27 protein-coding genes are annotated in these 25,313 nt (G+C 40.5%); all 27 read left to right on the forward strand.

The annotated features are described in order from the left end of the window. Positions 1 to 59: 59 nt before the first annotated feature. The 27 genes from F8M42_RS06180 to F8M42_RS06310 all read left to right on the forward strand — a co-directional run bounded on the left by F8M42_RS06180 (position 60) and on the right by F8M42_RS06310 (position 25,313). Complete coding sequence (locus F8M42_RS06180; protein ID WP_182188463.1) at positions 60 to 758, forward strand: MotE family protein; 699 nt, start codon at positions 60 to 62, stop codon at positions 756 to 758. A gap of 55 nt (positions 759 to 813) precedes the next feature. Beyond that, on the forward strand, positions 814 to 2,370 hold the full coding sequence (locus F8M42_RS06185) for a flagellar hook-length control protein FliK (protein WP_182188464.1): 1,557 nt from the start codon (positions 814 to 816) through the stop codon (positions 2,368 to 2,370). Positions 2,371 to 2,386: 16 nt separating this feature from the next. Then, a complete protein-coding gene (locus F8M42_RS06190) occupies positions 2,387 to 2,896 on the forward strand; it encodes a flagellar hook assembly protein FlgD (RefSeq protein ID WP_182188465.1) in 510 nt (169 codons plus the stop codon). Positions 2,897 to 2,922: 26 nt separating this feature from the next. Further along, complete coding sequence (locus F8M42_RS06195) at positions 2,923 to 3,306, forward strand: TIGR02530 family flagellar biosynthesis protein (RefSeq protein ID WP_182188466.1); 384 nt, start codon at positions 2,923 to 2,925, stop codon at positions 3,304 to 3,306. A 76-nt stretch (positions 3,307 to 3,382) separates the two neighbouring features. Beyond that, positions 3,383 to 5,380, forward strand: coding sequence for a flagellar hook protein FlgE (locus F8M42_RS06200; RefSeq protein ID WP_182188467.1), 1,998 nt, complete (start codon positions 3,383 to 3,385; stop codon positions 5,378 to 5,380). Positions 5,381 to 5,478: 98 nt separating this feature from the next. Continuing rightward, positions 5,479 to 5,679, forward strand: a complete 201-nt coding sequence (locus tag F8M42_RS06205; protein WP_182188468.1) for a flagellar FlbD family protein — start codon at positions 5,479 to 5,481, stop codon at positions 5,677 to 5,679. Positions 5,680 to 5,756: 77 nt separating this feature from the next. Continuing rightward, entirely contained in the window at positions 5,757 to 6,269 is a 513-nt protein-coding gene (locus F8M42_RS06210; protein WP_182188469.1) for a flagellar basal body-associated FliL family protein, read from the forward strand. An 80-nt stretch (positions 6,270 to 6,349) separates the two neighbouring features. After that, on the forward strand, positions 6,350 to 7,360 hold the full coding sequence (fliM, locus tag F8M42_RS06215; protein ID WP_182188470.1) for a flagellar motor switch protein FliM: 1,011 nt from the start codon (positions 6,350 to 6,352) through the stop codon (positions 7,358 to 7,360). Continuing rightward, positions 7,353 to 8,579: a flagellar motor switch phosphatase FliY gene (gene fliY, locus F8M42_RS06220; protein WP_182188471.1), complete on the forward strand. Its 1,227-nt coding sequence runs from the start codon at positions 7,353 to 7,355 to the stop codon at positions 8,577 to 8,579. The genes fliM and fliY overlap by 8 nt, the downstream gene beginning before the upstream one ends. Before the next feature lie 42 nt (positions 8,580 to 8,621). Next, positions 8,622 to 8,984 carry a response regulator gene (locus F8M42_RS06225; protein ID WP_182188472.1) on the forward strand — a complete coding sequence of 121 codons (363 nt, stop codon included), beginning with the start codon at positions 8,622 to 8,624 and terminating at the stop codon, positions 8,982 to 8,984. Further along, the gene (locus F8M42_RS06230; RefSeq protein ID WP_182188473.1) at positions 8,984 to 9,535 is read left to right on the forward strand and encodes a FliO/MopB family protein; all 552 of its coding nucleotides are present in this window, start codon (positions 8,984 to 8,986) and stop codon (positions 9,533 to 9,535) included. Before F8M42_RS06225 ends, F8M42_RS06230 begins: the two co-directional genes overlap by 1 nt. A 41-nt stretch (positions 9,536 to 9,576) precedes the next feature. Continuing rightward, positions 9,577 to 10,308, forward strand: coding sequence for a flagellar type III secretion system pore protein FliP (fliP, locus tag F8M42_RS06235; RefSeq protein WP_229711532.1), 732 nt, complete (start codon positions 9,577 to 9,579; stop codon positions 10,306 to 10,308). An 8-nt stretch (positions 10,309 to 10,316) separates the two neighbouring features. Continuing rightward, positions 10,317 to 10,586 (forward strand): flagellar biosynthesis protein FliQ, encoded by a 270-nt coding sequence (gene fliQ, locus F8M42_RS06240; protein ID WP_182188474.1) that lies wholly within the window; start codon positions 10,317 to 10,319, stop codon positions 10,584 to 10,586. A gap of 54 nt (positions 10,587 to 10,640) precedes the next feature. Further along, entirely contained in the window at positions 10,641 to 11,423 is a 783-nt protein-coding gene (fliR, locus tag F8M42_RS06245; protein ID WP_182188475.1) for a flagellar biosynthetic protein FliR, read from the forward strand. Further along, the gene (flhB, locus tag F8M42_RS06250) at positions 11,377 to 12,510 is read left to right on the forward strand and encodes a flagellar biosynthesis protein FlhB (protein ID WP_182188476.1); all 1,134 of its coding nucleotides are present in this window, start codon (positions 11,377 to 11,379) and stop codon (positions 12,508 to 12,510) included. Before fliR ends, flhB begins: the two co-directional genes overlap by 47 nt. Positions 12,511 to 12,547: 37 nt before the next feature. Further along, on the forward strand, positions 12,548 to 14,614 hold the full coding sequence (gene flhA, locus F8M42_RS06255; protein ID WP_182188477.1) for a flagellar biosynthesis protein FlhA: 2,067 nt from the start codon (positions 12,548 to 12,550) through the stop codon (positions 14,612 to 14,614). Next, on the forward strand, positions 14,615 to 15,925 hold the full coding sequence (flhF, locus tag F8M42_RS06260; protein ID WP_182188478.1) for a flagellar biosynthesis protein FlhF: 1,311 nt from the start codon (positions 14,615 to 14,617) through the stop codon (positions 15,923 to 15,925). A gap of 7 nt (positions 15,926 to 15,932) precedes the next feature. After that, entirely contained in the window at positions 15,933 to 16,832 is a 900-nt protein-coding gene (locus tag F8M42_RS06265; protein ID WP_182188479.1) for a MinD/ParA family protein, read from the forward strand. Positions 16,833 to 16,851: 19 nt separating this feature from the next. Next, positions 16,852 to 17,532, forward strand: coding sequence for a flagellar brake protein (locus F8M42_RS06270; protein WP_182188480.1), 681 nt, complete (start codon positions 16,852 to 16,854; stop codon positions 17,530 to 17,532). Between the two features lie 63 nt (positions 17,533 to 17,595). Beyond that, positions 17,596 to 18,612: a protein-glutamate methylesterase/protein-glutamine glutaminase gene (locus F8M42_RS06275; protein WP_407672858.1), complete on the forward strand. Its 1,017-nt coding sequence runs from the start codon at positions 17,596 to 17,598 to the stop codon at positions 18,610 to 18,612. Positions 18,613 to 18,631: 19 nt separating this feature from the next. Next, positions 18,632 to 20,683 (forward strand): chemotaxis protein CheA, encoded by a 2,052-nt coding sequence (locus F8M42_RS06280; protein ID WP_182188482.1) that lies wholly within the window; start codon positions 18,632 to 18,634, stop codon positions 20,681 to 20,683. A gap of 19 nt (positions 20,684 to 20,702) precedes the next feature. Next, the gene (locus F8M42_RS06285; RefSeq protein ID WP_182188483.1) at positions 20,703 to 21,179 is read left to right on the forward strand and encodes a chemotaxis protein CheW; all 477 of its coding nucleotides are present in this window, start codon (positions 20,703 to 20,705) and stop codon (positions 21,177 to 21,179) included. A 9-nt stretch (positions 21,180 to 21,188) separates the two neighbouring features. Further along, a complete protein-coding gene (locus tag F8M42_RS06290) occupies positions 21,189 to 21,806 on the forward strand; it encodes a chemotaxis protein CheC (protein ID WP_182188484.1) in 618 nt (205 codons plus the stop codon). Between the two features lies 1 nt (position 21,807). Then, entirely contained in the window at positions 21,808 to 22,293 is a 486-nt protein-coding gene (locus F8M42_RS06295; RefSeq protein WP_182188485.1) for a chemotaxis protein CheD, read from the forward strand. A gap of 103 nt (positions 22,294 to 22,396) precedes the next feature. After that, entirely contained in the window at positions 22,397 to 23,158 is a 762-nt protein-coding gene (locus F8M42_RS06300; RefSeq protein WP_182188486.1) for a FliA/WhiG family RNA polymerase sigma factor, read from the forward strand. Positions 23,159 to 23,356: 198 nt separating this feature from the next. Beyond that, a complete protein-coding gene (locus F8M42_RS06305) occupies positions 23,357 to 24,964 on the forward strand; it encodes a DUF342 domain-containing protein (protein WP_182188487.1) in 1,608 nt (535 codons plus the stop codon). A gap of 16 nt (positions 24,965 to 24,980) precedes the next feature. Further along, positions 24,981 to 25,313, forward strand: a complete 333-nt coding sequence (locus tag F8M42_RS06310; protein ID WP_182188488.1) for a hypothetical protein — start codon at positions 24,981 to 24,983, stop codon at positions 25,311 to 25,313.

Below are 25,313 nucleotides of genomic sequence, written 5' to 3' on the forward strand. Positions count from 1 at the left end.
AATAGATTGCATTTATTTTTATTATAGTATATTATTTTTTCAGCAAGGTGGGTGAGTCAATGGCAGGAAATTCAGCAAACTTAACTGCTAAACAATTGGCGAAAGATGCAGCACCAAAAGATGCTGTTCAGCAAGCAAATACACCGGAAAACAAACCGCATAAAACTAAGCGGGCTTTGAAGCGGTTTTTAATAATACTGTTGATCGTGATATTATTGCTGGGCGGTTTTTTACTGGGGATATATCTGCGGGTTTTAAATACTGATAAGCTGAATGACTCGCTGCATCTTTATGATTGGCCAATAATTGGCAAGAGTTTTGTAAAACCGACTGGCGAATCGTCAGGACAGTCCGGTAAAAAAGAAAAAGTGGATGTTGCCGGCAATGATAATCCATCTGGTGCCGAACCGGCAAATGATCAACTGCAGTCCGGACAGCAGTCAAAGCCGGTGGTTTTGACAAAAAAACAGCTGGAACAGCAAAAAAAAGCGCGTGAAGCGGCAATAAACAGTAAAATAGGCAAAGTAGCCCATATATATGAGCAGATGGACCCTGTAAAAGCTGCTAATATTCTTAATACTTTGAGCAGCAATGTAACAGCATCTGTTTTACAGAAAATGGATCCGGCTCGTTCGGCCAAGATACTGGAAAATATGGATTCCAATCAGGCAGCGCAGATAACCCAGGACATTTATAACGGCGTTGCTCCGCCGACCGGAACTCAAATTGATAGTGCAGTGAATGCCGCACAACAGTAAATGATTTTCATTATCATTAATGTATGATACAATTAATGCGAAAGGAGGTGATACTATGGTAACAACGACAGCAGACTTATTTATTAAATCACCTGCCGTTTCTGAATCAGGCAGCAGTCAAAAAACTACCGTGTCGACACAAGACAGTAATAAATCAACTGGATTCAGCAGTGCCTTGGATAGTTCTTCAGCTAAAGCGGAAAATAATACTGCATCTGTTGGTAAAAATACAGTTCCGACTGTCAGTAATGCCACATCGGGCGGCAGCAAAAAGACGGTTGTGTCTGCCAATACGACCGATAGCAGGAAAACTGCCGGTGACAAAGAAGAAGATGAAAGTACGACAATTACTGACAAGCAAGGAAAATTGAATATAGCAAATGTACTTGATATAAATGTCCTGGCGACACTTCTGGCGCAGACCGAAACTAAAAATACTGCCGCGACAGGAACCCTGGATCAGCTGACTGCAGCGGTACTATGGAAAAAACCCAGTAACACAGCTGCAGCTGTAATACCGGCTGAAACCGGGCAGCCGGCAGCAGTGTCCAATAAGGGACAGACTACTGATTTCCCGGCTAGTGTGCTGAAAAATGAACAAACTGTTGTATCGGCGGCAAATCAAGAGACTGTTATTCAGGCTCCGGTGACTAAACAGCAGCAGGCGGCAACTGGTAATTCGCAGCAAAAAACCAACAATATTTTAACACTGCAGGACTTAACGGCATTAATAAAAAATATGCCCAAGGCTGATTCACCCGAAATATCCGGACAGGCAGCAACAGCGGCAACAGCAGCAAATGTTTTGACAAAAACTTCGACAGTCAATGCGCTGCCTGTCGAACAGTCAATACAAAACCTGCCTGTGACAGATAAAAACCAGGCAAATGGCAAGGATGAAAAAAACAGCACCCCGGTGACAATCAATGTTATTGATCTGACGGATAATCAGGCAGTAAAGACAGATGATTCTTCATTGGGAAATCATGCCAATCAGGGCAGCCTGACACAGGGAAATTTGACGGACAGCGCAGATGATAAAACCGGTAAAATGACGGATGCCAATACTAATACAGCTGCTTTGAATTTTGCCCTGCCGGCAAAGGATAATCTAACTGATACGGCAGCTGCTCAACCCAAGGCTGCCCAGCAAAATCAGCAAGCTTACGATATTGCCGGACAGATAGTAAAAAATGCGCAGCTGATCAAGGCCAATGATAACTCACAGATGGTTATCAATCTGCAGCCGGAGCATCTGGGAGAATTATCCCTCAAAATTACCGTGCAGGCGGACGGTGTCGTCAATGCGTCTTTTCACAGCGATAATGCACAGGTACGCAACATTATCCAAGCCTCTGTAGTACAGCTGCGGCAGGATCTGCAGCAGCAGGGCATTAAAGTTGACAACATCAACGTTTACAGCGGTCTCAGCGACTTAATGTCAAATGGACAGAATAACTCCGGACAATTCGCACAGAACAACAAAAAGTCGGCTTACCGGATAAACCAGTTGACAGATGCTGCCAGTCAGATGGAAGACTTTGATACAATAACAAGTGTTATTGGACAGAATTCCTCACAGGAAAGTGAAGGAATCGATTATAAAATTTGAACAGGAGTGAATTAATATGGCAACAAGTGCTATTACACCGACAGCGGCCTCATCGACAGGTACAACAGCAGTTAAGAGTACAGGAACCGACTCGAATACGCTGGCTAATGAAGATACTTTTATGCAGCTTTTAGTGGCTCAGATGAAAAATCAGGATCCGTTGAATCCTATGGATGGAACACAGTACGTTTCACAGCTTTCACAGCTCACTTCGACCGAACAGATTTCCAAGATGGCAACAGCAATGAATACGATGTCTACCGTAGTTGACAACTTGAATACTTCGGTATTGGTGGGACAGTTGAGTTCAATGATGGGAAAAAATGTTACATGGGTCACCAATAAGACAGTCACTGCTGCCGATGGTAGTACATCCACCCAGAAAGTACAGCATTCCGGCGTGGTCCAGGGCGTTACAATAAGTGATGGAACTCCTTCACTGGTTGTCAAAGAAGGCAGCGGAGTTACTACTGTGGGCGTCAGCGATCTGACACTCATTGGTAATACAGGCTTGGAAAATTCTTAAACAGCGCGGCGGGGGGGTAAATATATATGGCAAATCCACAAATATATTTGCAGCCATTTATGCCGGTAAACAATCAAAACAATGTATCAGTTCATGTTGCTAATAATAACAAAAAGTCTGTGCAAAGCTTTGCGGACGTATTAAAGGACACTACCCAGGAGGTCAGTTTTTCCCAGCATGCACTCAAGCGAATGAAAGAAAGAAATATAACATTGACTGACGCAGCAAGGGAAAAGCTAAATGATACGGTAAGCAAAATGGCGCAGAAAGGGGCGCGGGAAGCGCTTATATACTTAAAAGATACAGCTTTTGTTGTAAGTGTGGCAAATAAAACTGTAATTACCGCCATGGATGGTGAAAATGCAAAAGATAATATATTTACTAATATTGACAGTGCAGCTATTTTATAAAACCGGACCTTCGGGAAGTTTTGGCAGTTGAATGACAGAAACAGCCAGCTGCACAACAGAAGGAGCTTGATTAATTATGATGAGATCTTTGTTTACGGCCGTTTCCGGGCTGAAGAACCACCAGACCAGAATGGACGTAATCGGCAATAATATTGCCAATGTAAATACCACCGGCTATAAATCAAGCCGGGTGACTTTCGCCGATACCCTTAGCCAGACCTTATCCGGGGCATCTTCATCCAACGGCAATGTCGGCGGGGTAGATGCCAAGCAGGTTGGCTTGGGAATGTCGGTATCTTCCATAGATACCAATTTTACGCACGGCAGTGCCTCTTCCACCGGTAACAATACGGATATGGCAATCGACACTGATAATGGGCTTTTTGTGGTAAAAGACGGCGACAACACGTACTACACCCGTAATGGTAACTTTACCCTTGATGATGACGGCAGTCTGGTAATGAACGGCAGCGGTCTTCACTTGCAGGGCTGGAATGCAACCGACGGCAGTGTAAATCCCAGCGGTGACACACAAAACCTTAAGATCAATATGAACTCGACAATGCAGCCAAAGCCGACTTCGGCGGTCACTTCAAGCGGTAATTTATCGGCTGACGATACTGCAGAAACAATAAAAAATATAAAACTGACACTGGCTGACGGCACAACAGTATCAGTACCGTCCACTGACACCAGCACGGCATATCGTATAGGCGATACTGTAGATAAGAATAAGGTGGTTTCAATAAATGCAACCTTGGCGGATGGTTCTACTGTTCCATTGACAGGAGGTCCTCACAAAGCAGGTGACATTTATCCTTCTGATAAAACTATTAAGGATGTTCAATTGGTTTTTGCTGATGGTGGACAAACATCTTCTACGGCAGATGGTACGTATGACACAACGTATCCGTCTAATAGTATTACAATAGGAACCTGGGGAACTAATTCTGATGGTACAAAGTCAGTTACTTTAAGTGATGGTACAATTGTTAATAACTTGCCATCATCTGGCACTTACGCAGTAGGTCAGCCATTTGCGGACACTGTTCAAAGCATAATTGTTACACTTAGTGATGGTTCTACAAAAACGATATCAGCAGCGAATGCAGCTGGCATTGGATATAAAAAAAATGCAACTAGTCCTGAAAAGTATCAAAGCAAAATAACAGGAATACTTCCAACCACATTAGGCGGGACTACGGCGACAACTCCTGATACAACTAATTCATATACTATCGGCAGCAGTGATTATCCATATGGCACTCCGGATAATAGTACTATAAGCGGTATGACCCTGACTTTGTCCGATGGTACCAATACCACAACAAGCTCAGGTGTATATGGCAGCAGTTATACCTTGGGGGGGAGTACTTACCCAAGCTATGCGACTACGGCAACGGTATACGACAGCCTGGGTGCCGCACATTCTGTTCCGGTTTCATTCCAGCGTACATCAGGCACCGGCGATACCTGGCTGGCCAGTGTGGCTCCGGGCACCTATGGCACTTTGACGATTCCTTCCGGGGTGACCCAGACGCTGACCTTTGACGGCAGTACAGGAAAGCTGACATCAGGCGGTTCGATGTCAGTCAATATGACGGTGCCGTATCCCAACGGGGCTACACAAAATCAGCAGATATCACTTGATTTCAGTAATCTGACACAATATTCCGGTGAAAATAATGCCAGTGCTACCGGTGACGGCTATGCTGCCGGTTTTTACAAGGATATGTCGATAGGTCAGGACGGGGTCATAACGATAAGCTATACCAATGGACAAAAGCAGACTGGCGGACAGATTGCCATTGCCTCTTTCAATAATCCGGCAGGTTTGGAAAAAGAAGGCGGCAGTCTTTATTCACAGTCAAATAACTCCGGTACAGCCCGTGTGGGTACGTTTACGTCACAGGGCGTGACAGTTACACCTGGGGCGCTGGAAATGTCCAATGTCGATATCTCTAATGAATTCAGCGATATGATTGTCACCCAGCGTGGCTTCCAGGCCAATTCCAAAATTATCACAGTATCCGATGAAATGCTTCAGACTCTTATCAATATGAAACAGTCTTGATTTTTATGAAGGGACGGGGGAGAACGATTCTCCCCTTGCCTTTTATTTTTCAATGTTTTAATATAATGCTTATACATCAATTATAATTGGAGAACGTTATGATAAAATTAACAAAATTTAATTCTGAGTCAAATAAAAAAGGAGAATTCGTTCTCAATGCGGAAATAATTGAAACTATAGAACAAACTCCTGATACGGTCATCACCTTGTTGAACGGCAAAAAAATAATTGTCGATGAAAAAATGGATGAAGTAGTACGGCGGGTAATGCTTTATCGCCGTGCGTTACATAAGTATTAATGAAAATAATACAGTGTTTTTTACAAAATGATACTGTATAATATAAAAAGAACTGCATACAAGGAAGGTGTGGTAACATGGCGAAAGAGGAAGTCGTTAACAATAATAATGGTGAAGACAGCGGCCAGAAAAAAGGAAAACCGACGGTCATGATCATTGTGATAGTTTTGCTGGGGTTGGTTCTGGCCAGCGGGATATCATATTTTGTGACGACTAAAATAGTCAGCAGGACAAACGTTGCATCGCCAATTAAAAAGGAACCAGGGGTATTTGTAAAAGTCGGTGATCCGAAAGACGGCACTGTTATAGTTAATGTCGGTGGTGTTAAATCCGGCCGTTACTTGAAAATTGGCATTGTACTGGAGATGAATCCAGCTGATGAAGTTAATTTCAAGGATAAGAAGTTGACAGATAACGCTCAAGCTAAAGTGCTCGATGCAGTGATGGGAACATTGCGCGGTCAAAGCATGGATCAATTTGAAGCTGCCAATGAAGCTAAACTAAAGGATGCAATCAAGGAACAAGTCAATTCTGCCATAGGTGACGGCAGCGTCTATAATGTTTATATAACCAGCTTTGTCCTGCAGTAATTGCCCCAAATATGGCTTACAGCTAATGAGGATATCTTTTCTTATTTAGTTAATATCACAATAGCAAAGGAGGATGGCGATTGCCTGAAGAAGTCTTATCACAAGCTGAAATTGATAAATTGTTGTCGGCTATTTCAACCGGAGTTGTTTCTGCCGATGAGGTAAAAGCTGAAAAACAGAAAAAAATAAAAGTATATGATTTCAAGCGGCCGGATAAATTTTCCAAGGATCAGATCAGGACATTATTTATGCTGCATGAAAATTTTGCCCGCCTTTTAAATACATATCTATCCACTAATTTGCGTGTATTAGCTAATGTTGAAGTTGCCTCTGTCGACCAATTGACTTACGAAGAATTTATTCGTTCATTACCTAATCCCAGTGTCATAAGTATATTGTCTCTTTCTTCATTGGAGGGAAATATAATTTTTGAAATGGATACCAATATCGTATTTGCTATCATTGACCGTTTGTTTGGCGGTATGGGTGATGAGGGTAAAATGAAATCCAGGACATTGACCGATATAGAAGAAACTGTCATGCGGAAAATGATGGGCAAAATGATGGAAAATCTCCAGGAAGCCTGGTCCAATGTAGAAAATTTCAATGTAAATATTGAAAGCATGGAATCAAATCCGCAATTTACCCAAATTGTACCGTCCGGTGATATGGTGGTTATCATAACACTTCAGATCAAAATAGGTGATGTAGAGGGAATGATAAATATTTGTATCCCCTATATCGTGATTGAACCAATTATTCCGAAATTGACCACTACTTTCTGGGTCGCTTCAGCATCGACCCGACAGGAACATCCTGAAGAGGTTGATGCACTTAAGCGTAAGCTGCGCAGGGCTGTAGTGCCTGTCAGTGTCCAGCTGGGGAAGGTAAGTCTTACAGTAAATGAGTTTTTAAACCTGGGTATGGGTGATATTTTACGATTGGATACTAAAATTGATGGTGAATTACTTTGTATAATCGGTGAAAAACCTAAGTTTTACTGTCGGCCTGGTGTTATGGGGAAAAATTCCGCAGTTCAAATTACAAAAATGATAGAACAAGAAGAGGAGGAGGAGAAAAAGGATGGCTGATGGTATGCTTTCACAAGAGGAAATAGATGCTTTAACTAAGGGCATCACTCCTGACGCTCCACAAACAAGTACTCCAAATACAACAAACACGGATGCAGCGGTTGCCGCCGATGGCAAACCTTCAAATGCAGCACCCCCCCTTACTGAAATTGAAAAGGATACACTGGGGGAAATCGGCAACATTTCTATGGGAAGTGCAGCTACGACATTATCATTGCTGCTGGGACATAAGGTGTCGATTACCACACCGAATGTTACCATGGATACGATGGCGGATATCAAGACACATTATCCTATACCGTATCTCATCGTGGGAGTCAGCTATACGACCGGTATTATCGGCAATAATATTTTAGCTATTCAGGCTCGTGATGCAGCGGTTATTGCTGATTTGATGATGGGTGGCAACGGTACGAATGTAAGTGACGAATTGGATGAAATACGTCAAAGCGCTGTGAGTGAAGCGATGAACCAGATGTTGGGATCTGTGTCAACGTCGCTATCACAGGTATTTGATAAAAAGATTGATATTTCACCGCCTAAGGTTCATATAGTCGATATGGCAACAGCCGATGAGGTAACAGATTTTTGGACGCAGACAGAACCCGTTATAAGGATTTCCTTTAAAATGGAAGTAGAGGGAATAATCGACAGTGAAATAATGCAGATACTGCCTGTTGATGTTTCTCGTGAATTGGTAAGGGGATTGACTGAATCAGCTAAAAAGAGCGCTGAGCAGTCAACACTTCCACAACCGGAGCCGGCAGTACAGCCGGAAAGTACTCCGGCACCGGCAGCTGCAGCTGTTTCCCCATCGCCTTCAAGCGCGCCGGCGCAGCAGACTGCACCAACTTATCAGGTACATACGCAGCCAGGTAATTCACAAAATATCGTATCTAATGTTCCGGTTCAACCGGCACAATTTACACCGCTTACTGTTGGTCCACCGGCAGCGGTAAATAATGCCAACATCGGTTTACTTTTGAATGTGCCGTTGGATATTACTGTAGAACTTGGTTCAGCAAAAAAGAGCATTAAGGACATACTGGATTTATCGAGCGGTTCAATAATTGAACTGGATAAGTTAGCCGGTGAACCTGTTGACGTATTGGTCAATGGTAAGTTATTGGCTAAGGGTGAAGTAGTTGTTATTGATGAAAATTTTGGTGTTCGTATAACTGATATAGCAAGTTCTTTGGAAGTAACCAGAAGTTTATAATATTAAAAATTTATATTTAATAACAATGAAGGAGAATACAATATGGCAACAAAAGTTTTGATAGTTGATGATGCGGCGTTTATGCGCATGATGGTCAAGGATATTTTGTCAAAAAATGGTTATGAGATAGTGGGTGAAGCAGAAAATGGTGCTGTCGCTTTGACAAAATATCAGGAATTAAAACCTGATTTGGTGACAATGGACATTACTATGCCTGAGATGGATGGAATTACCGCAGTAAAGGAAATAAAAAAGAGTGATCCAAATGCCAAAATTATTATGTGCAGTGCTATGGGGCAGCAGGCAATGGTAATTGAAGCTATTCAGGCAGGAGCACGGGATTTTATTGTAAAACCGTTCCAACCTGAAAGGGTTTTGGAAGCTGTCCGCAAAACTATGGGCTGATGAATAAATACAAATGCGTTGCATTTTCTGCGGCCATATCTTTTTTCTTTTTATTCGTCCCCATGGTTTCGATATTTGCCGCCGGTGATTCTTCATCAGGCGGCTATTTATCTCAATATCAAAATGTCGATCCGCATCCGACAAGTGCTTCATGGATATCTACATTTGCCTATTTATTGAGCCTGATCGTTATTTTTGCGTTTGTCATTGGATTGGCTTATTATGTATCGCATTACTTAGGCGGACATTTTGGTAAAAATCTTAAACAGAGCAGTAAAGGTGTATTATTGGCCCATTTCCCCTTGGGCGCTAATCGCGCTGTATGTGTTTTGGAGATAGCCGGCCATATTATGATTTTGGGTGTGACTGATCATAATATAACCCTTTTAAAAGAAATAACGGATATAAAGGAAATAGAAAAGTTGCATTTATCTGATTCTGTTGAGATGAATGAAAAAAATCCATTAGATATTTTTGATAGCCAAATCAGCTCACTGGATGGAATTTCCAAGAAAATAGCCGGCATATTCAAAAATAAATATCGTAAGTAGAGAAAGGTTATTATGAATTGAAAGGGTATCTTAAAACAGGCATATTATTATTGGGACTTGCAGCTATCCCAGCCTATACGGCAGCAGCCGCACCACTGCCGTCGGCTAATATCAGTCTGGGTGTGGGTGCATCCAATAGTCCTCAGGACGTAGCGGTTACACTGCAGATAATGGCGGCGCTGACTATTTTATCAATAGCACCGGCAATTCTGATCATGACTACTGCATTTATTCGTATCGTTGTTGTATTATCTTTTTTACGCAATGCTCTTTCCATTCAAAATGCACCGCCCAGTCAGGTAATTATCGGGTTGTCGTTGTTTTTGACATTTTACATAATGTCTCCATATTGGGGACAGGCTAATCAAAATGGACTGCAGCCTTATTTAAATGGGCAGATTTCACAAAATGAGGCTTTGGAAAATGTAGCGGCACCGATCCGGGAATTCATGTTTAAACAGACGCGTGAGGCAGATATAGCATTATTTGTAAATTTGTCGCAGGAAAAACGCCCTGATACACAAGATGATGTTTCAACCTTTACATTGATCCCGGCCTTTATTATCAGTGAGCTTAAAACAGCTTTTCAGATAGGATTTATGATTTACATACCGTTTATTGTAATTGATATGATAGTTGCCAGTACATTGATGTCCATGGGGATGATGATGCTGCCGCCGACAATGATTTCACTTCCATTTAAAGTGCTTTTGTTTGTCATGGTAGATGGCTGGCATTTGTTGGTGAATTCTTTAATTGTAAGTTTTAAATAGGTGATATTATGTCAGGAGATACAATAATTAATTTGAGTCAGAATGCCTTGCTGATGGTTTTGGTGATTTCCGCTCCAATGCTTGGTTTGGGATTGATTGTCGGACTATTAGTAAGTATTTTCCAGGCTACTACGTCCATTCAGGAACAAACACTGGCTTTTATACCAAAAATAATTGCCGTATTTATTTCTATACTTATTTTTGGACCGTGGATGTTGACAATGATGGTGGATTATATGGCCCGTATTTTTATTAATTTACCGAATTATATTGGGTAAACGATCAATACTAGGAAAGGAAAAGCTGCATATATTCAGGCAGTAGTTCTGCTCTTGGATTTATTTGATTTATTGCAAAACAATATTGGGGTTTATTTATTGGTACTGACAAGAATAAGTGGTATTTTTTTGATTTCGCCCTTTTTTGGCAGTATGAACATACCGGTAAAAATAAGAGCGGGTACAGCTTTTTTTATAAGTCTGGTGGTTTTTCCAATCGTTGATTTGCAGCAGCTGCCGGCTGTTCCCGGTCAATTGGGACAATATGTCATGTTAGTGGTCAGTGAGCTGCTGATTGGCTGGCTGATCGGTTTTGTCGGTTATGTTTTGTTTTCAGCAATTAATGTCAGCGGGCAGTTGATTGATATGCAGATTGGCTTTGCTACAGTGAATTTAATGGATCCTACTTCGGGACAGCAAGTTCCGCTGATAGGAAGTTTTTTATATAATTTGTGTATTTTAATTTTCCTGGCGACCAATGGGCATTACATTGTTCTTTCCGCGTTAACAGAAAGTTTTGCGGTAATTCCGCCGATGACAGCTCACTTTAGCGGCAATATTGCGATGTTTATTGTTGATATGGTCGGCAATGTATTCACTACCGGACTGAAGATAGCACTGCCGGTTTTATTTGCTATATTATTGACTAATGTCGGGCTGGGAGTCCTTGCCAGGACAATGCCGCAGATGAATATATTTGTTGTCGGCATTCCAGCGCAGATTGTTGTGGGTGTATTTGTTATCGGCATGATGCTGCCTTTTTATGCTGTATTTTTAGGTGTGATTTTTAATGAGCTTTACAGCAGTATCACGACAATGCTGCACATTATATATTGATGAAACTCGGTTGCTTGATTTTGATCTGCAATTGTTTGCCGAGGAAAAAACTGAAGATCCGACAGCCAAACGCTTATCTGATGCCCATAAAAAAGGCCAGGTGGCAAAAAGCCAGGATTTGTCGGCGGCTATTGTAATATTGGTGGGTTTTTTTACGTTATGGAACTGTGGCGAATATATTTATAATTCTATTACACAGTTTATGGCACTGATCTTTACCAATCTTACACTTTCTCTGGACGCTGAAAGTGTAACGCATTTATTTCTTGAAACGATGATTATTCTGGGTAAGACGATTTTACCGGTAATGGGGGCAATTTTATTAGCCGGACTGGCGCTTAACTATTACCAGGTCGGGTTCGTTTTCAGCATGGAGCCGCTATCTTTTGATCTTAATCGCTTGAACCCGATAACCGGGTTGGGACGGATTTTTTCCAAGCGCGCAATTATGGAATTATTTAAGTCTATTGCCAAAATATTGGTTGTGGGATATTTTGTTTATTTATATATAGTTGATCAGGTTATCCAGATGCCAAAGCTTATTTTTATGGATCTGCGGATGGCATTGGTGACGATTACCGATATTATTTTCAAATTGGCTTTTGAAATATGCGCGGTGCTGCTAATAATCGGCTTAATAGATTTTATGTATCAAAAATGGCAGCATAGGCAGGAATTAAAAATGAGCAAGCAGGATATTAAGGATGAGTTTAAACAAAGTGAAGGGGATCCTCAGATAAAGGGGAAAATAAAACAAAAGCAAAAGCAGATATCCCTGCAGCGTATGATGCATGAAGTTCCCAAAGCCGATGTCATTATAACTAATCCTACACATTTTGCAATAGCCTTGAAATATGAAAAAGGCATGACTGCTCCGGTTATAATTGCTAAAGGACAGGATCTGGTTGCCCAAAGGATAAAGCAGATTGCTCGTGAGGCAAATGTCGTTATAGTAGAAAATAAACCGTTGGCCCGAACGCTGTATCTTTCTGCTGAAATTGGTGATGTTGTTCCACCGGAATTGTACAAGGCTGTTGCTGAAGTATTGGCATATGTGTATAGATTGAAAAAGAAAAAATTAGCATAATATTTTATTTTAAAGCAGAGTGAGGGGTTATTGCATTATGGCTGCACCATCTACTACAGCAGGAAATTTTATTAATAAGTACAGTGATGTTGTTATCGCTCTAGCTATCGTGACGATAGTCATAATGATGATTATTCCGCTGCCGACGTTTCTTCTGGATTTGTTGTTATGTCTCAATATTACTTTGGCTTTAACCGTGGTAATGGTAACAATTTATAATGTTGAGCCGTTGGATTTTTCGGTTTTTCCGTCGTTATTGCTGGTTGCAACTTTATTTCGTTTGGCGTTGAATGTATCTTCAACCAGATTGATTTTGTTGAATGGTTACGCCGGAGAAGTAATAATGGCATTCGGTAATTTTGTTGTCGGCGGCAATCCGGTAGTAGGATTTATTGTCTTTGTAATTTTGATAATTATACAGTTTGTTGTAATTACTAAAGGGGCAGAACGTGTGGCGGAAGTTTCTGCTCGTTTTACTTTGGATGCTATGCCCGGTAAACAGATGGCTATTGATGCTGATTTGAATCAAGGTATAATAAATGACGCCGAAGCTAAGGCCAGACGTGAAAAAATACAGCATGAAGCTGATTTTTACGGAGCTATGGACGGGGCCAGCAAATTTGTCAAAGGCGATGCTATTGCTGCTATTATAATAATCATTATCAATATCTTTGGCGGATTTATAATTGGTATGGTTCAGCGTAATTTGACTATAGCTCAGTCATTGCAGCAATATACTTTGCTGACTGTCGGTGAAGGTCTGGTAAATCAGATACCGGCACTTTTGATATCAACGGCTACAGGTATCATCGTTACGCGGGCTGCTTCTAATTCCAATTTGGGACATGATCTGATAAGCCAATTATTTAGGAATCCACGGATATTTTTTATAGTTTCCGGTGTTCTGGTTTTCCTATCCTTGATACCGGGGCTGCCTACAATTCCATTTTTGGTGCTGGCGGCATTCGCTTTCATAATTGCTTATAATCTGCGTAAGTCAGAACGGACGTCTTTAGCCAATACTCAGGCTAAACAAAAAGAACAAAGTAAGGAAGCAATAAAAAAACCGGAGAATGTTATATCTTTATTACAGGTGGATCCAATGGAACTGGAAATAGGTTATAGTTTGATTCCATTGGTTGATACAGCACAAGGTGGAGATCTGCTGGAGCGTATTGTGATGATCAGACGGCAATGTGCCTTGGAATTAGGCTTGGTTGTCCCCACTATCAGGATACGTGATAATATTCAGATAAAACCTAACGCTTATATCATAAAATTAAGAGGTATTGAAATAGCCAAGGGAGAATTATTACTTGACCACTATTTAGCAATGAATTCCGGAACAGTGGTAGAAGAAATTGATGGCATAAAAACTACTGAACCAGCTTTTGGATTACCGGCTATATGGGTGACTGAAGCACAGCGTGAACAGGCAGAATTGAATGGATATACGGTGGTTGATGCCGTGTCTGTTTTGGCGACGCATCTTACAGAGGTTATAAAAGCCCATGCTGATGAGATACTGAGTCGTCAGGAAACGCAGAATTTAATTGATAATATTAAGAAAACTAGTCCGTCGGTGGTTGAAGAAGTCGTACCTGATCTGCTCAGTGTCGGTGAGATACAAAAAGTCCTGGCTAATTTACTGCATGAACGAGTGTCTATTCGCGATATGGCTACGATTTTGGAAGTTTTGTCGGATTATGCGAAAATGACCAAGGATACTGATGTTTTAACAGAATATGTACGGCATGCTTTAGCAAGGCAGATAACTAGTCAGTATGTGCAAAACAACACCCTGCCATGTGTGTCACTTGATCCGGGACTGGAAAATAAAATTGCCGGTGCTGTGCAGCGGACGGAGCGGGGATCATATGTAAGTCTTGATCCTAATACGATGAAAAATCTTACAACGGCGATGAATAAGGTCCTGCAGGAACTCACGGATCTGGGTTATCAACCGATTGTGCTTACAGGGCCGGCTATCAGGATATATTTTAAAAAATTGATTGAAAGATCTATTGCTGGTGTAATTGTATTATCACAGGCTGAAATAGATTCAAATGTGGAAATTCAGATTCTTGGGGTGGTGAAAATATAATTGCAGATTAAAGTATTTAAGGAACGTACTGCTAAGGCAGCTATGGATAGAGTCCGTGCGGAATTAGGTGCGGACGCGGTGATTTTGCATACTAAAAAATACACTACAGGGGGGATTTTTGGTTATGGTGGCAAAAAAATGGTTGAAGTAACGGCAGCTGTTGAGGATAAACCGCGCACAGCAATTTTACCGCCGGTTATAAATAGTACCGCACCGGCTCCTGACAGCAAGCCAATATCAAAGCCGGTCCGGCAGCAAGCTGTACCGGAGCAAATGAAACCAATTGTACCTAAGAAAGTATTGCAGAATTATAAAACTGTCAACTATAATGAGCCGGCAGCAGATACACCCGGAGAAGATACTGTATCGGCCGATCATGTACGACAGCCGAAGATTATAAAGGCGTCTGATAATATGCAGGATATGAATACTGGAGAAAATGGACAGGAAGTAAAAATCCGGCAGCTGGAGACAGAACTTGCCCAAATGAAGCTCATGCTTAATGACGTACTAAAAGGACAAGGCAAAAGTGCGGAATCTGATACTGTATCATTACAAGAGGCATTGCAACAGCAGGAAGTTGATGATGCGATAATCGAGGAAATTGTTAATCAGTCGGCCGATAGTAATGCACTATTGGATAAAAACATGCCGGCAGCCCGAAAAATTTTACTGGATTATCTGGCTCAATATATAAAACCACCAACGGGAATAGAACTCACTGCCGGACGGCCTAAGATTGTCGCGTTAATTGGTACTACCGGTGTAGGAAAGACTACGACACTGGCTAAGATAGCTGCCCGTTTTGCTTTAGAACATGGCGTGCGTGCAGCATTAATAACTGCTGACACATATCGAATATCGGCGGTTGACCAGTTAAAGACATACTCGGATATCATTGGATTGCCATTGGAAATTGTTTATTCACCATCTGAGTTAAAAGATACAATCGATAAACATAAAGATAAACAATTGATTTTAATTGACACCGCCGGCCGCAGCCAGCATAATGAATATCAGTTAATGGAATTGCATGATTTACTTGCTGCCAGCAGCGGTATTGAAAAGCATCTTGTTCTAAGTGCTACCACTAAGCCGCGTGATGTAGTGGATATAATTAGAAAGTTTTCTTTATGTGCACCTGATCGGGTTATTTTTACCAAAACTGATGAAACATCTAGTATTGGCATGGTTCTCAATTTACTTAAGCAATATCCGATTACTTTATCATATTTTACCAATGGACAAAGTGTGCCTGATGACATTTTCCCGGCATTGGCAAAAAATTTAGCTGATCTTCTGTTGAGGTAGATATATTATGAAAGACCAAGCTGCCAAATTGCGACAACTAGTCGGGGGAAAAAATTTTGTTGGTGATTTGCAGGAGACAGGTTCTGTAAATGGTGATAAGAAAGATAATCTGCCGTATATCATTGCAATCACGAGTGGCAAGGGCGGTGTCGGCAAAACAAATTTTACCGTTAACCTGGCCATTGCTTTATCACGAATGGGCAAACGTGTTTTGATAATTGATGCGGATTTGGGATTGGCAAATGTTGAGGTGATTTTAGGCTGTTCATCAAAGTATACGATGATGGATTTGTTAAACAGTGATATTTCTTTGGCGCAGATCATATTGGAAGGTCCTGCCGGAATCAAATATATCTCGGGGGGATCTGGAATTGAACAAATGTCGGATCTTTCAGTTACCACCAGGGAACTACTGATACAAAAGCTATACGCGTGTGAGACTGTTGCTGATATAATTTTAGTAGATACTGGTGCCGGCGTCGGTAGAAATGTGTTGGATTTTTTATTATCATCCGATGAGATTATTTTACTCACTACACCCGAACCAACGGCATTGACGGATGCATATGCCGTTATCAAAGCCTGCAGAGCGAAAACAGATTTTCTTAATATAAAATTCGTTATTAATAAGATATATGATGAGTCTGAGGGAATCGATGTCGGTATGAAGCTGATCGAAACCACCAGAAGATTTTTACAAGTTAATGTAAGTTATCTGGGAATGATTTATGATGACCGCAATATGACAAATGCTATAAAAAAGCAGGTTCCTCTGTTATTGTCTTATCCTGATACTATTGCGGCCAAATGCATAAATTTAATAGCAAAGGCAGTTTTGCAGGGAGACAGTATGCGAGTCAAACGGGGTTGGCGCGGTTTTTTGCAGCGTTTGATTTTTTCCCGTTAGTTTTACGGAGGAAACGACAATGAAGCATATTAATGTTTTTAAGACAAAAAAAATTTTAAGGATAGGGCAGCGTATAGAGATTACTAAGATAGGCAACAGTGATGAGGCCGTTGCTTATTCAAGCAGAGTTGAAGATATACAGGAAAATGAAGTTTTTTTGGCCTTGCCGGCAGATTCAAGGCGATGTCCGATAATCCCGGAAACAAATCAGCCTATTAGTGGTAAAATAATTGACAGCACCTGTATTTATATCTTTACCGGTCAGTACAAGCATCTGGCAAAAATCAATGTACCGGTATGGGTATTAAATATTAATGATACAGTCATAAAAGCACAAAACCGGGAATTTGTAAGAATACCGTTGCGGACGGCATTGCGAGTTATAACATTTGATGAAAACGGCGGAATCAATGCACCGCTTAAAACTGAAAGTTTCGACATGAGCGGTAATGGCATATCTTTTTTCTACAATACCAAATTGCTGCCCAATAGTAAAATTATAATTGAGACTGAACTTATTCCTTCCGTAGGCAGAATATATACTTTTGCCAGGATAAAACGTTCTATTTTAAAAGACAGTAATCAATATCTTGTCGGCGCTAAATTTATTGATTTATCGCGGCAGATTCAAAATAAATTGATAAAATATCTTTTTACTAAACAAAGGGAATTTATTAATAAAGGGATAATACAAAAGTAAGAAAGGAAAATAGCATTGATCCGTATTTTAATAGCAGATGATTCAATCTTCATGAGAAAAATATTGTCAGATATATTTGCTACACAAGCAGATTTTACAGTAGTAGGTGTGGCAGTGAATGGAAGGGATGCTATAGAAAAAGTTTTGGAGTTAAAACCTGATATTATGACCCTTGATGTCAATATGCCGATCATGGATGGCTTACATGCCTTAAAAGTGATTATGCGGGAAGCTCCGCTGCCGGTCATAATGGTAAGCAGTCTCACTAAATCAGGTGCTGACGAAACAATAGCGGCATTGGAGGCAGGCGCGGTAGATTTTATTAATAAGGGTAATACCAATATAATTAATTCCAGAGATATAAGTGACAGTATAATAAATAAATGCCGGGCAGCAGTTAAAGTGAAGGGTAAGCTATCCGCATGGCATATAAATTCTAAAAGGGTGAGTCCGTTTTATTCCGTAACCGAAGGACGACCTGCATATAATAGCAGTGCAGCAGGTTGTACCAGATTGGTTGCTATTGGAACATCGACAGGGGGACCTAAGGCACTGCAGGATGTAATTACTAAGCTGCCGGCAGATCTGCCGTGCGGTGTGGTCGTTGTACAACACATGCCGCCCGGTTTCACAAAGTCATTGGCAGACAGATTAAATCAATTGTCTGAGGTGACTGTTAAAGAGGCTGAAAATGGTGACCGTATTGAACCTGCGCATGTCTATATAGCACCGGGAAATTACCATATGGTGGTGCATAAGGATGCTGCCGGAGGTATAATATCACTTAACCAGGAGCCGCCGATCGGTAATCACCGCCCGTCAGTCAATGCATTGTTTAATTCCGCAGTTCCTTTCGGAAAGAACCTTGTAGCGGTTATCATGACTGGTATGGGAAATGACGGGGCAGCAGGTATGCTGCAGATAAAAAAGGCCGGCGGCTATGTAATTGCCGAGAGTGAGCTGACATCAGTCGTTTATGGAATGCCCAAGGCCGTTGTTGATTTGGGAATAGCTGATGAAGTTTTGCCTGTGGATGAAATAGCTAATGCAATAGTTAGTGCCATAAAAAGAAATCAATAATATTCTGGAGGAATGAAAAATGGATACTAGTCAATATATGGAGATGTTTCTGGAAGAATCAAAAGATCATTTGCAGTCACTTAATGAACGTCTCCTGGACCTTGAAAAAGATCCTGAGGATTCCGATGCGATAAATGAGATTTTCAGAAGCGCACATACATTGAAGGGGATGTCGGCTACGATGGGTTTTACAGCCATTGCCGAACTTACTCATGATATGGAAAATGTACTGGATTTGATTCGTAATGAAAAACTGCACGCTGATGAAGACATTGTGGATATATTATTTAAAAGTGTCGATGCCTTGCAGCAGATGGTCGATAATGTAGAAGCCGGTAATCCTGAAGATTCGGTTGACGTAAAAGGTTTGGTAGAAAAGTTGAATGCCATTGCTTCCGGTAATTCAACAGGTTCAATCGCTAAAAGCAGTACAGATAAATCATCAGCTGCGCCTGCGGATGCAGCCGGAACTGATGATAAAAAAGCTGATATGAGCATAGAACTTACCGATATTGACAAAGATCTCATTAATAAGGCTAAAGAATCGGGTCTGCGGGCAATGCATGTGAGGATTATTTTAGCTGAAACATGTGTGCTGAAAGCGGTTCGTTCGTATATGGTAATGTCAGCACTGGATGAATTGGGTGACGTAATAAAATCTGTTCCACCGGCAGAGGATTTAGAACAAGAAAAGTTTGACTTATCATTTGATGTCATTTTACTGACAGGTGAAGAAGAACAGCGGGTAGAATCTACATTATTGGGTATTTCTGAAATAAAGCAAGTAATGATAGAAATAATTAAACTTGATGCACCGGTATCGGTACCGGCTGTCAAGAAAGCAGCTGTTCCGGCAGTGGCCAAATCGAGCGCTCCGGTCAAAAAGAAGCAGGCTATCCAGCATCATGACAACATGAAAGGTGGACAATCTGTACGTGTTGGTATTGAAAAGCTTGATTCTTTGATGAATTTGGTCGGTGAATTAGTTATTAACAAGACACGGCTGGAACAAATTGGCAATACTCATCGTATTACTGAATTAGTGGAAACAGTTGAACAAATGGATCGGGTCACGAGTGACTTACAGTCAATTGTCATGAAGGTGCGGATGGTTCCGGTAGGGCAGGTATTTAACCGGTTTCCCCGTGTTGTACGGGATTTGGCAAAAGAATTGGGTAAGGAAGTCAATTTGACTATTGAAGGTGAAGAAACTGAACTGGACAGAACTGTAATAGATGAAATTGGAGATCCGTTAGTCCATCTTATTCGCAATTCAATGGACCATGGTATAGAACATCCTGATGATCGTGAAGCAAAGGGTAAGCCGCGTGTCGGTAAGGTAGGTCTCATAGCCAGACATGAAGGTAATAATGTAATAATCATGGTCACTGATGACGGCGCTGGTATGGATGCTGCAGTCATTCGGGATAAAGCATTGGAAAAAGGTGTTATTACACAGGAAGATGCCGATAATATGACAGAGTCAGAGGCAGTGCGATTGATCTTTTTACCGGGCTTTTCCACTTCTGATGTAATTACTGATGTATCCGGACGTGGCGTAGGAATGGATGTTGTGCGAACTACGATCGAAGCATTAGGTGGAGTTATTGATGTTGAAACCAAGCGTAATGCCGGCAGTATATTTAAAATAAAGCTGCCGTTGACATTGGCTATTATTCAGGCTTTACTGGTCAATGTACAAAAAGAAATTTACGCTATTCCATTGGCTTCTATTGATAGTACGATAAATATAACGCCAGATGATATAAAAACTATCCAAAACAGGGAAACTATCGTTATTCGTGGTGAAATAATACCAATAGTCCGTTTGAACCAAGCCCTTAATGTACCGCCTGCGGCTGATTTTGACAGTGATGAAATATACATAGTCGTCGTGCATATTGGTGATAAGAAATGCGGCATTATGGTTGACAGATTGATTGGTCAGCAGGAAATCGTAATAAAAACGCTGGGCAAATTGTTATCGGGTATCAAGGTTATTTCCGGTGCAACGGTTTTAGGTAATGGTCAGATTGCCCTGATTTTAGATGTTGCAATTTTAATGCAATAATTTGTAGGAGGAGTATATCATGGAACAGCAAGAAGCTGCATCAAGTGAAGTACAGATAGTCGCATTTAAGTTAAAGCGTGAAGAATACGGCATAAGTATCTTAAATGTTGAAGAAATAAAAAGACTTACTGACATAACCCGGGTACCTTTTACGCCAGAATATATCAAGGGTGTTATAAATCTGCGGGGCAGTGTACTGCCGGTTATTGATCTGAAAAAAAGAATTGGTCTGCCGGATGAAGAGTATAGTGAATCTACCAGAATAATTGTCATAAAATTGGAAGATATAACAGTTGGCATGATCGTGGATGCCGTAACCGAGGTTTTGACTGTTGATACTAACTGTATAACTAATTACAAGCAGATAATATCAACGGAAAATGATCTGCATGCAGAGTCCAATAAATTTATAAGCGGCATAGGCAATTTAAATGACCGACTCGTTATTTTATTAAATTTATATGAAATATTAGGATTAAATAACGAAAATAAATGAGGTGTGCATATGTCAGACAGTATGTTAAATTTATCAGCAATGCAGCTGGACGCAATAAAGGAAATAGGTAATGTAGGTGCCGGAAATTCAGCTACGGCACTTTCACAGCTTATAAATAAAAAAATAGATATGGATGTTCCAAGTGTATCTGTGGTACCATTGGCAGATGTCCCTAATCTTGTGGGTGGTCCGGATACTATGGTTGCTGGTATTTTCTTACGAGTGTATGGGAAAGCACCGGGCAGCGTACTATTCCTGATGCCTAAGGAAAGCGCCTTTTATTTAGTTGAGCATTTATTAGGAGAGCAAAAAAGCACAGAAGGAGAGCTGACTGAAATGGATCAGTCAGCTTTGATGGAAATAGGGAACATATTAGCCGGTTCATATTTGAATGCTTTATCTTACTATACAAAATTGACATTGCTGCCTTCAATACCAGCTATGGCTGTGGATATGGCAGGAGCAATATTAAATGTTGTAATTGTTCAATTGGGACAGATGGGAGATCACGCACTCGTTATTGAAACACAATTCTTATCGGAAGATGATGGTATAAATGGACATTTCTTTTTAATACCCGACTCTGGCTCGCTCCAAATAATTTTAAATGCAGTAGGAGTGAAATAATATGGCTGAAGCATTAAAAGTCGGGATAGCCGATTATAAGGTCGGCAAGGCGCCAGATAAAATTATTAGCTATGGATTGGGTTCCTGCGTTGGTATTACTTTATATGATCCTGTTATAAAAATAGGCGGATTGGTTCATATTATGCTGCCCGACAGTACTCAGGCACGTGCTAATGAAAATCCGGCTAAATTTGCCGATACCGGTATACCGCTTTTACTTGATAAGGTTATTTCGATGGGTGCTGTTAAGACGAGATTGATAGCCAAACTGGCCGGCGGTTCACAAATGTTTCAATTTGCCGGTACATCTGATATAATGGCAATAGGTAAAAGAAATGCTGAATTAGCTAGGAAAACTTTGCAAAATTGTGCAATAAAAATTGCCGGCGAAGATTTAGGCGGAACATACGGACGTACGGTGGAAATTGATTTAGAAACAGGTTTATATAAAATAAGAACAATTAATAAGGGTGAAAAAACAATTTGATATTATCCCGGTCAACAGATAAAATATATATGAAAAATGATATTTGTCTGTTGTTTTGATAATGCTGCAAATTTGTTTGAACATAAATTAAGGAGGCACAAAATTGCAGACAATTAAACCCCTTTCTGCCCCCGATATTATTGATTTATGGGAAACATATAAAAAAAATGATGATTTAGCCGCACGAAACAGTTTGATAGAAAATTATTTGCCGTTAGTGAATATTATTGTAAATAATATAGCGTATAATTTACCGTCACATATTGAACGTGATGATTTGATAAGCAGCGGTTTTTTTGGACTTATGGATGCCATTTCACGGTTTGATATCAATCTGGGGGTAAAGTTTGAGACTTATGCTAAAAATCGCATACGCGGATCAATATTGGATTATTTGAGGTCAAGGGACTGGCTGTCAGTTTCTTTGCGGAAAAAAATTAAAAAATATGAAACTGTGTATATTGGTCTGGAAGAGGATCTGCACCGCACTCCGACCAAACAGGAATTGGCCCAGGCAATGACGATGAAATTGGAAGATTTATATACTTTAGAAACCAATATAAACACGACTTCATTGACATCACTGGAAGAATATATAAATGCGGAATACATGGTCAGTGACAGCAATGATGTGGAAAAAAAAATCAACAGAGATTTCATTAAGCAAAAGCTGGCAGAAGCTATAGACCGGCTGCCGGAAAAAGAAAAGTTGATAATTTCATTGTATTATTCGGAGGAACTGACTTTGAAGGAAATCGGCATGACACTTAATCTATCGGAAGCACGTATAAGTCAGCTGCACAAAAGGGCAGTTCTCAGACTAAGGGGTTATTTATCGCGTTCCAAATCTGATATTTTTAATTAAAAATATATAAAATAAGCGGCGTAGGAGATGAGTGGTGATTTATTTCGGAAAATTACAGCTATAATAAAAATAGATGTAATTTAAGGGCAGTTATTATAAAAATAGGTTTTAGCAACATTGTATCTCGAAAACAGTTTTCGAGGGGAAAGCTGTTAATTGTAAAAAAATTCAAGTGTTCTAATCTCAGGAGGATTTACTATGCCGGATGTTGCTGTTGGCAGTGAAAAAGAAGGATACTTATTAGAGATTTTAGGGGAAGAAGTTTTTTTAACCGTGTATCAACCGGCTGAAGGAATGGCTTCATTCAAAGACCTTACGCTATTATGCGCAATTTTAAAAAAGCATGAAATAAAGGATTATAAGCTGACAGATATAGTAAAAATCGTTAATGAACATGATGGGCAGCGCAAGCAGATAGCAGGAGGAGCAGAGCAGACTGTGGCACGGGAAGTTCCTGTGCCGTTGGTAGAGATAAGTAAGGATAAGATGCAGGCTGTGATCAGCTTTAACGGAGAAGATAAGGAGTTTAATTATGATAAGAATTATATTATGCAGCTGCTCTCAGACAAGAAAATAAGTTATGGTATAAATGAGTCAAATATCGACGAATTTATAAAAACACCTTTTCAAACACAAATAATCGCTGAAGGTAAGGCACCAATTAATGGCGATAATGCTTATATAAAAAGACATATTGATTTTTCTAAGAAGGGGGCACCGGCAACAAAGGAAAACGGTAAGGTGAATTATAAGGATCTTAATTTGTATTTTGTTGTGACAAAGGGAACGGTCCTTGCTGAAAGGATTCCTCAAACCAAGGGGGAATCGGGTATGAATGTCTTGGGGCAGGAAATAGCCTGCCGGGCGGGTAAACCAATACCGCTGATAAAAGGGAAAAATACTGAAATTGTAGATGATAATACACTAGTGGCTGCTATTGACGGACAGGCCATTGAAGAAAATAACCGTATTTCTGTTGATCCCAAACTGGACATAAATGGTGATGTTGATTTATCGACCGGCAATATCAATTTCAATGGCAGTGTCTTTATTAAAGGTAGTGTTCAGGATGGTTTTACGGTCAAAGCCGAGGGAGATGTAAATATTGGCGGTGTTGTCGGCGGCGGGACGGTGATAGCACGTAATATTTATATAGATGGCGGTGTGCTGGGCATGCGGCACGGTAAAATAACTGCCCAGGAAGATGTTCACACTACTTTTGCTGAAAACGCCTATATAACAGCAGAACGTGATATTTATGTGGTTGATGTGGCGATGCATTCGAAATTAAATGCCGGAAGAAGAATTATTGTAAAGGGGCGCCGTGGACAAATAGTCGGTGGTCATGCAATTGCTGGTATTTTGATTGATGCGGGTGTACTGGGAAATATTGCCAATGTATCGACAAAAATTGAGGTGGGAATAAATCCTATAATCAATGAACGGTATACAAGTCTGCTCAAAGAATACGAGACTGACAAAAAACAATTGCGCAATATAACTAATGCATTAAATTCATTTAAGAATAAAACTAATTTATCATTGCTTCAAAAAGAAAAATTAGGGCAACTAAAGCGTGTGAGATTTCCCTTGGCAGGAAAAATTGAAAGAAACAAGGCTATAATAGAAAAATTGGCTGAAACACTTAAAAATATGTCCAATGCTAAAATAAGGGTGGATGCTGCTGTGCATCCGGGTGTAAAGGTGACGATATCACCGTTCCTTTATACTATGCAGACAGATGCGCAGCATTGTTCATTTGTTGCTGATAAGGAACATGAATGTGTAAAGTTGAGTCCTTATTGATAATGGAGGGATAAAGATGTCTGTAAATCCTATTGGTAATCTGCAGGCAATGCTGCCGAACAGTTCCGAGGTTGGTAATATTCAAAATAAAATGAACCAACAGGTAAATGCCGCACAAGACTTTGGCAATACTAAACTGCAGCAGGAATCAGAAGATAAACAATTTCAGGTTTATGCCAAGGATGCCGTTGAGGGGGAAAAAATTCGCAGCGATGATGAACGCAATAAGCAAAATGGTAATGGCTATTCGCGTCCTAATCATAAACATAAAGCTGCAGCACCGCCACAAGAGGATGAGGATAATTTATCTGATGCCATCCGTGGTCATAATATTGATATAAAATTATGA

Origin of the sequence: Pectinatus frisingensis (assembly GCF_014076555.1) — a bacterium.
Taxonomy (GTDB): domain Bacteria; phylum Bacillota; class Negativicutes; order Selenomonadales; family Selenomonadaceae; genus Pectinatus; species Pectinatus frisingensis.

Excerpts from the sequence above, each read along its gene's own strand:
- F8M42_RS06290 (WP_182188484.1), top strand. The coding sequence starts at position 21,189 with ATGTCAGACAGTATGTTAAATTTATCAGCAATGCAGCTGGACGCAATA.
- F8M42_RS06200 (WP_182188467.1), top strand. The coding sequence starts at position 3,383 with ATGATGAGATCTTTGTTTACGGCCGTTTCCGGGCTGAAGAACCACCAG.
- F8M42_RS06180 (WP_182188463.1), top strand. The coding sequence starts at position 60 with ATGGCAGGAAATTCAGCAAACTTAACTGCTAAACAATTGGCGAAAGAT.
- F8M42_RS06305 (WP_182188487.1), top strand. The coding sequence starts at position 23,357 with ATGCCGGATGTTGCTGTTGGCAGTGAAAAAGAAGGATACTTATTAGAG.
- F8M42_RS06210 (WP_182188469.1), top strand. The coding sequence starts at position 5,757 with ATGGCGAAAGAGGAAGTCGTTAACAATAATAATGGTGAAGACAGCGGC.
- F8M42_RS06270 (WP_182188480.1), top strand. The coding sequence starts at position 16,852 with ATGAAGCATATTAATGTTTTTAAGACAAAAAAAATTTTAAGGATAGGG.
- F8M42_RS06185 (WP_182188464.1), top strand. The coding sequence starts at position 814 with ATGGTAACAACGACAGCAGACTTATTTATTAAATCACCTGCCGTTTCT.
- F8M42_RS06230 (WP_182188473.1), top strand. The coding sequence starts at position 8,984 with ATGAATAAATACAAATGCGTTGCATTTTCTGCGGCCATATCTTTTTTC.
- F8M42_RS06295 (WP_182188485.1), top strand. The coding sequence starts at position 21,808 with ATGGCTGAAGCATTAAAAGTCGGGATAGCCGATTATAAGGTCGGCAAG.
- F8M42_RS06205 (WP_182188468.1), top strand. The coding sequence starts at position 5,479 with ATGATAAAATTAACAAAATTTAATTCTGAGTCAAATAAAAAAGGAGAA.
- flhB (WP_182188476.1), top strand. The coding sequence starts at position 11,377 with ATGAGCTTTACAGCAGTATCACGACAATGCTGCACATTATATATTGAT.
- fliY (WP_182188471.1), top strand. The coding sequence starts at position 7,353 with ATGGCTGATGGTATGCTTTCACAAGAGGAAATAGATGCTTTAACTAAG.
- fliQ (WP_182188474.1), top strand. The coding sequence starts at position 10,317 with ATGTCAGGAGATACAATAATTAATTTGAGTCAGAATGCCTTGCTGATG.
- flhA (WP_182188477.1), top strand. The coding sequence starts at position 12,548 with ATGGCTGCACCATCTACTACAGCAGGAAATTTTATTAATAAGTACAGT.
- F8M42_RS06190 (WP_182188465.1), top strand. The coding sequence starts at position 2,387 with ATGGCAACAAGTGCTATTACACCGACAGCGGCCTCATCGACAGGTACA.
- F8M42_RS06310 (WP_182188488.1), top strand. The coding sequence starts at position 24,981 with ATGTCTGTAAATCCTATTGGTAATCTGCAGGCAATGCTGCCGAACAGT.
- F8M42_RS06280 (WP_182188482.1), top strand. The coding sequence starts at position 18,632 with ATGGATACTAGTCAATATATGGAGATGTTTCTGGAAGAATCAAAAGAT.
- F8M42_RS06195 (WP_182188466.1), top strand. The coding sequence starts at position 2,923 with ATGGCAAATCCACAAATATATTTGCAGCCATTTATGCCGGTAAACAAT.
- F8M42_RS06285 (WP_182188483.1), top strand. The coding sequence starts at position 20,703 with ATGGAACAGCAAGAAGCTGCATCAAGTGAAGTACAGATAGTCGCATTT.
- F8M42_RS06265 (WP_182188479.1), top strand. The coding sequence starts at position 15,933 with ATGAAAGACCAAGCTGCCAAATTGCGACAACTAGTCGGGGGAAAAAAT.
- F8M42_RS06225 (WP_182188472.1), top strand. The coding sequence starts at position 8,622 with ATGGCAACAAAAGTTTTGATAGTTGATGATGCGGCGTTTATGCGCATG.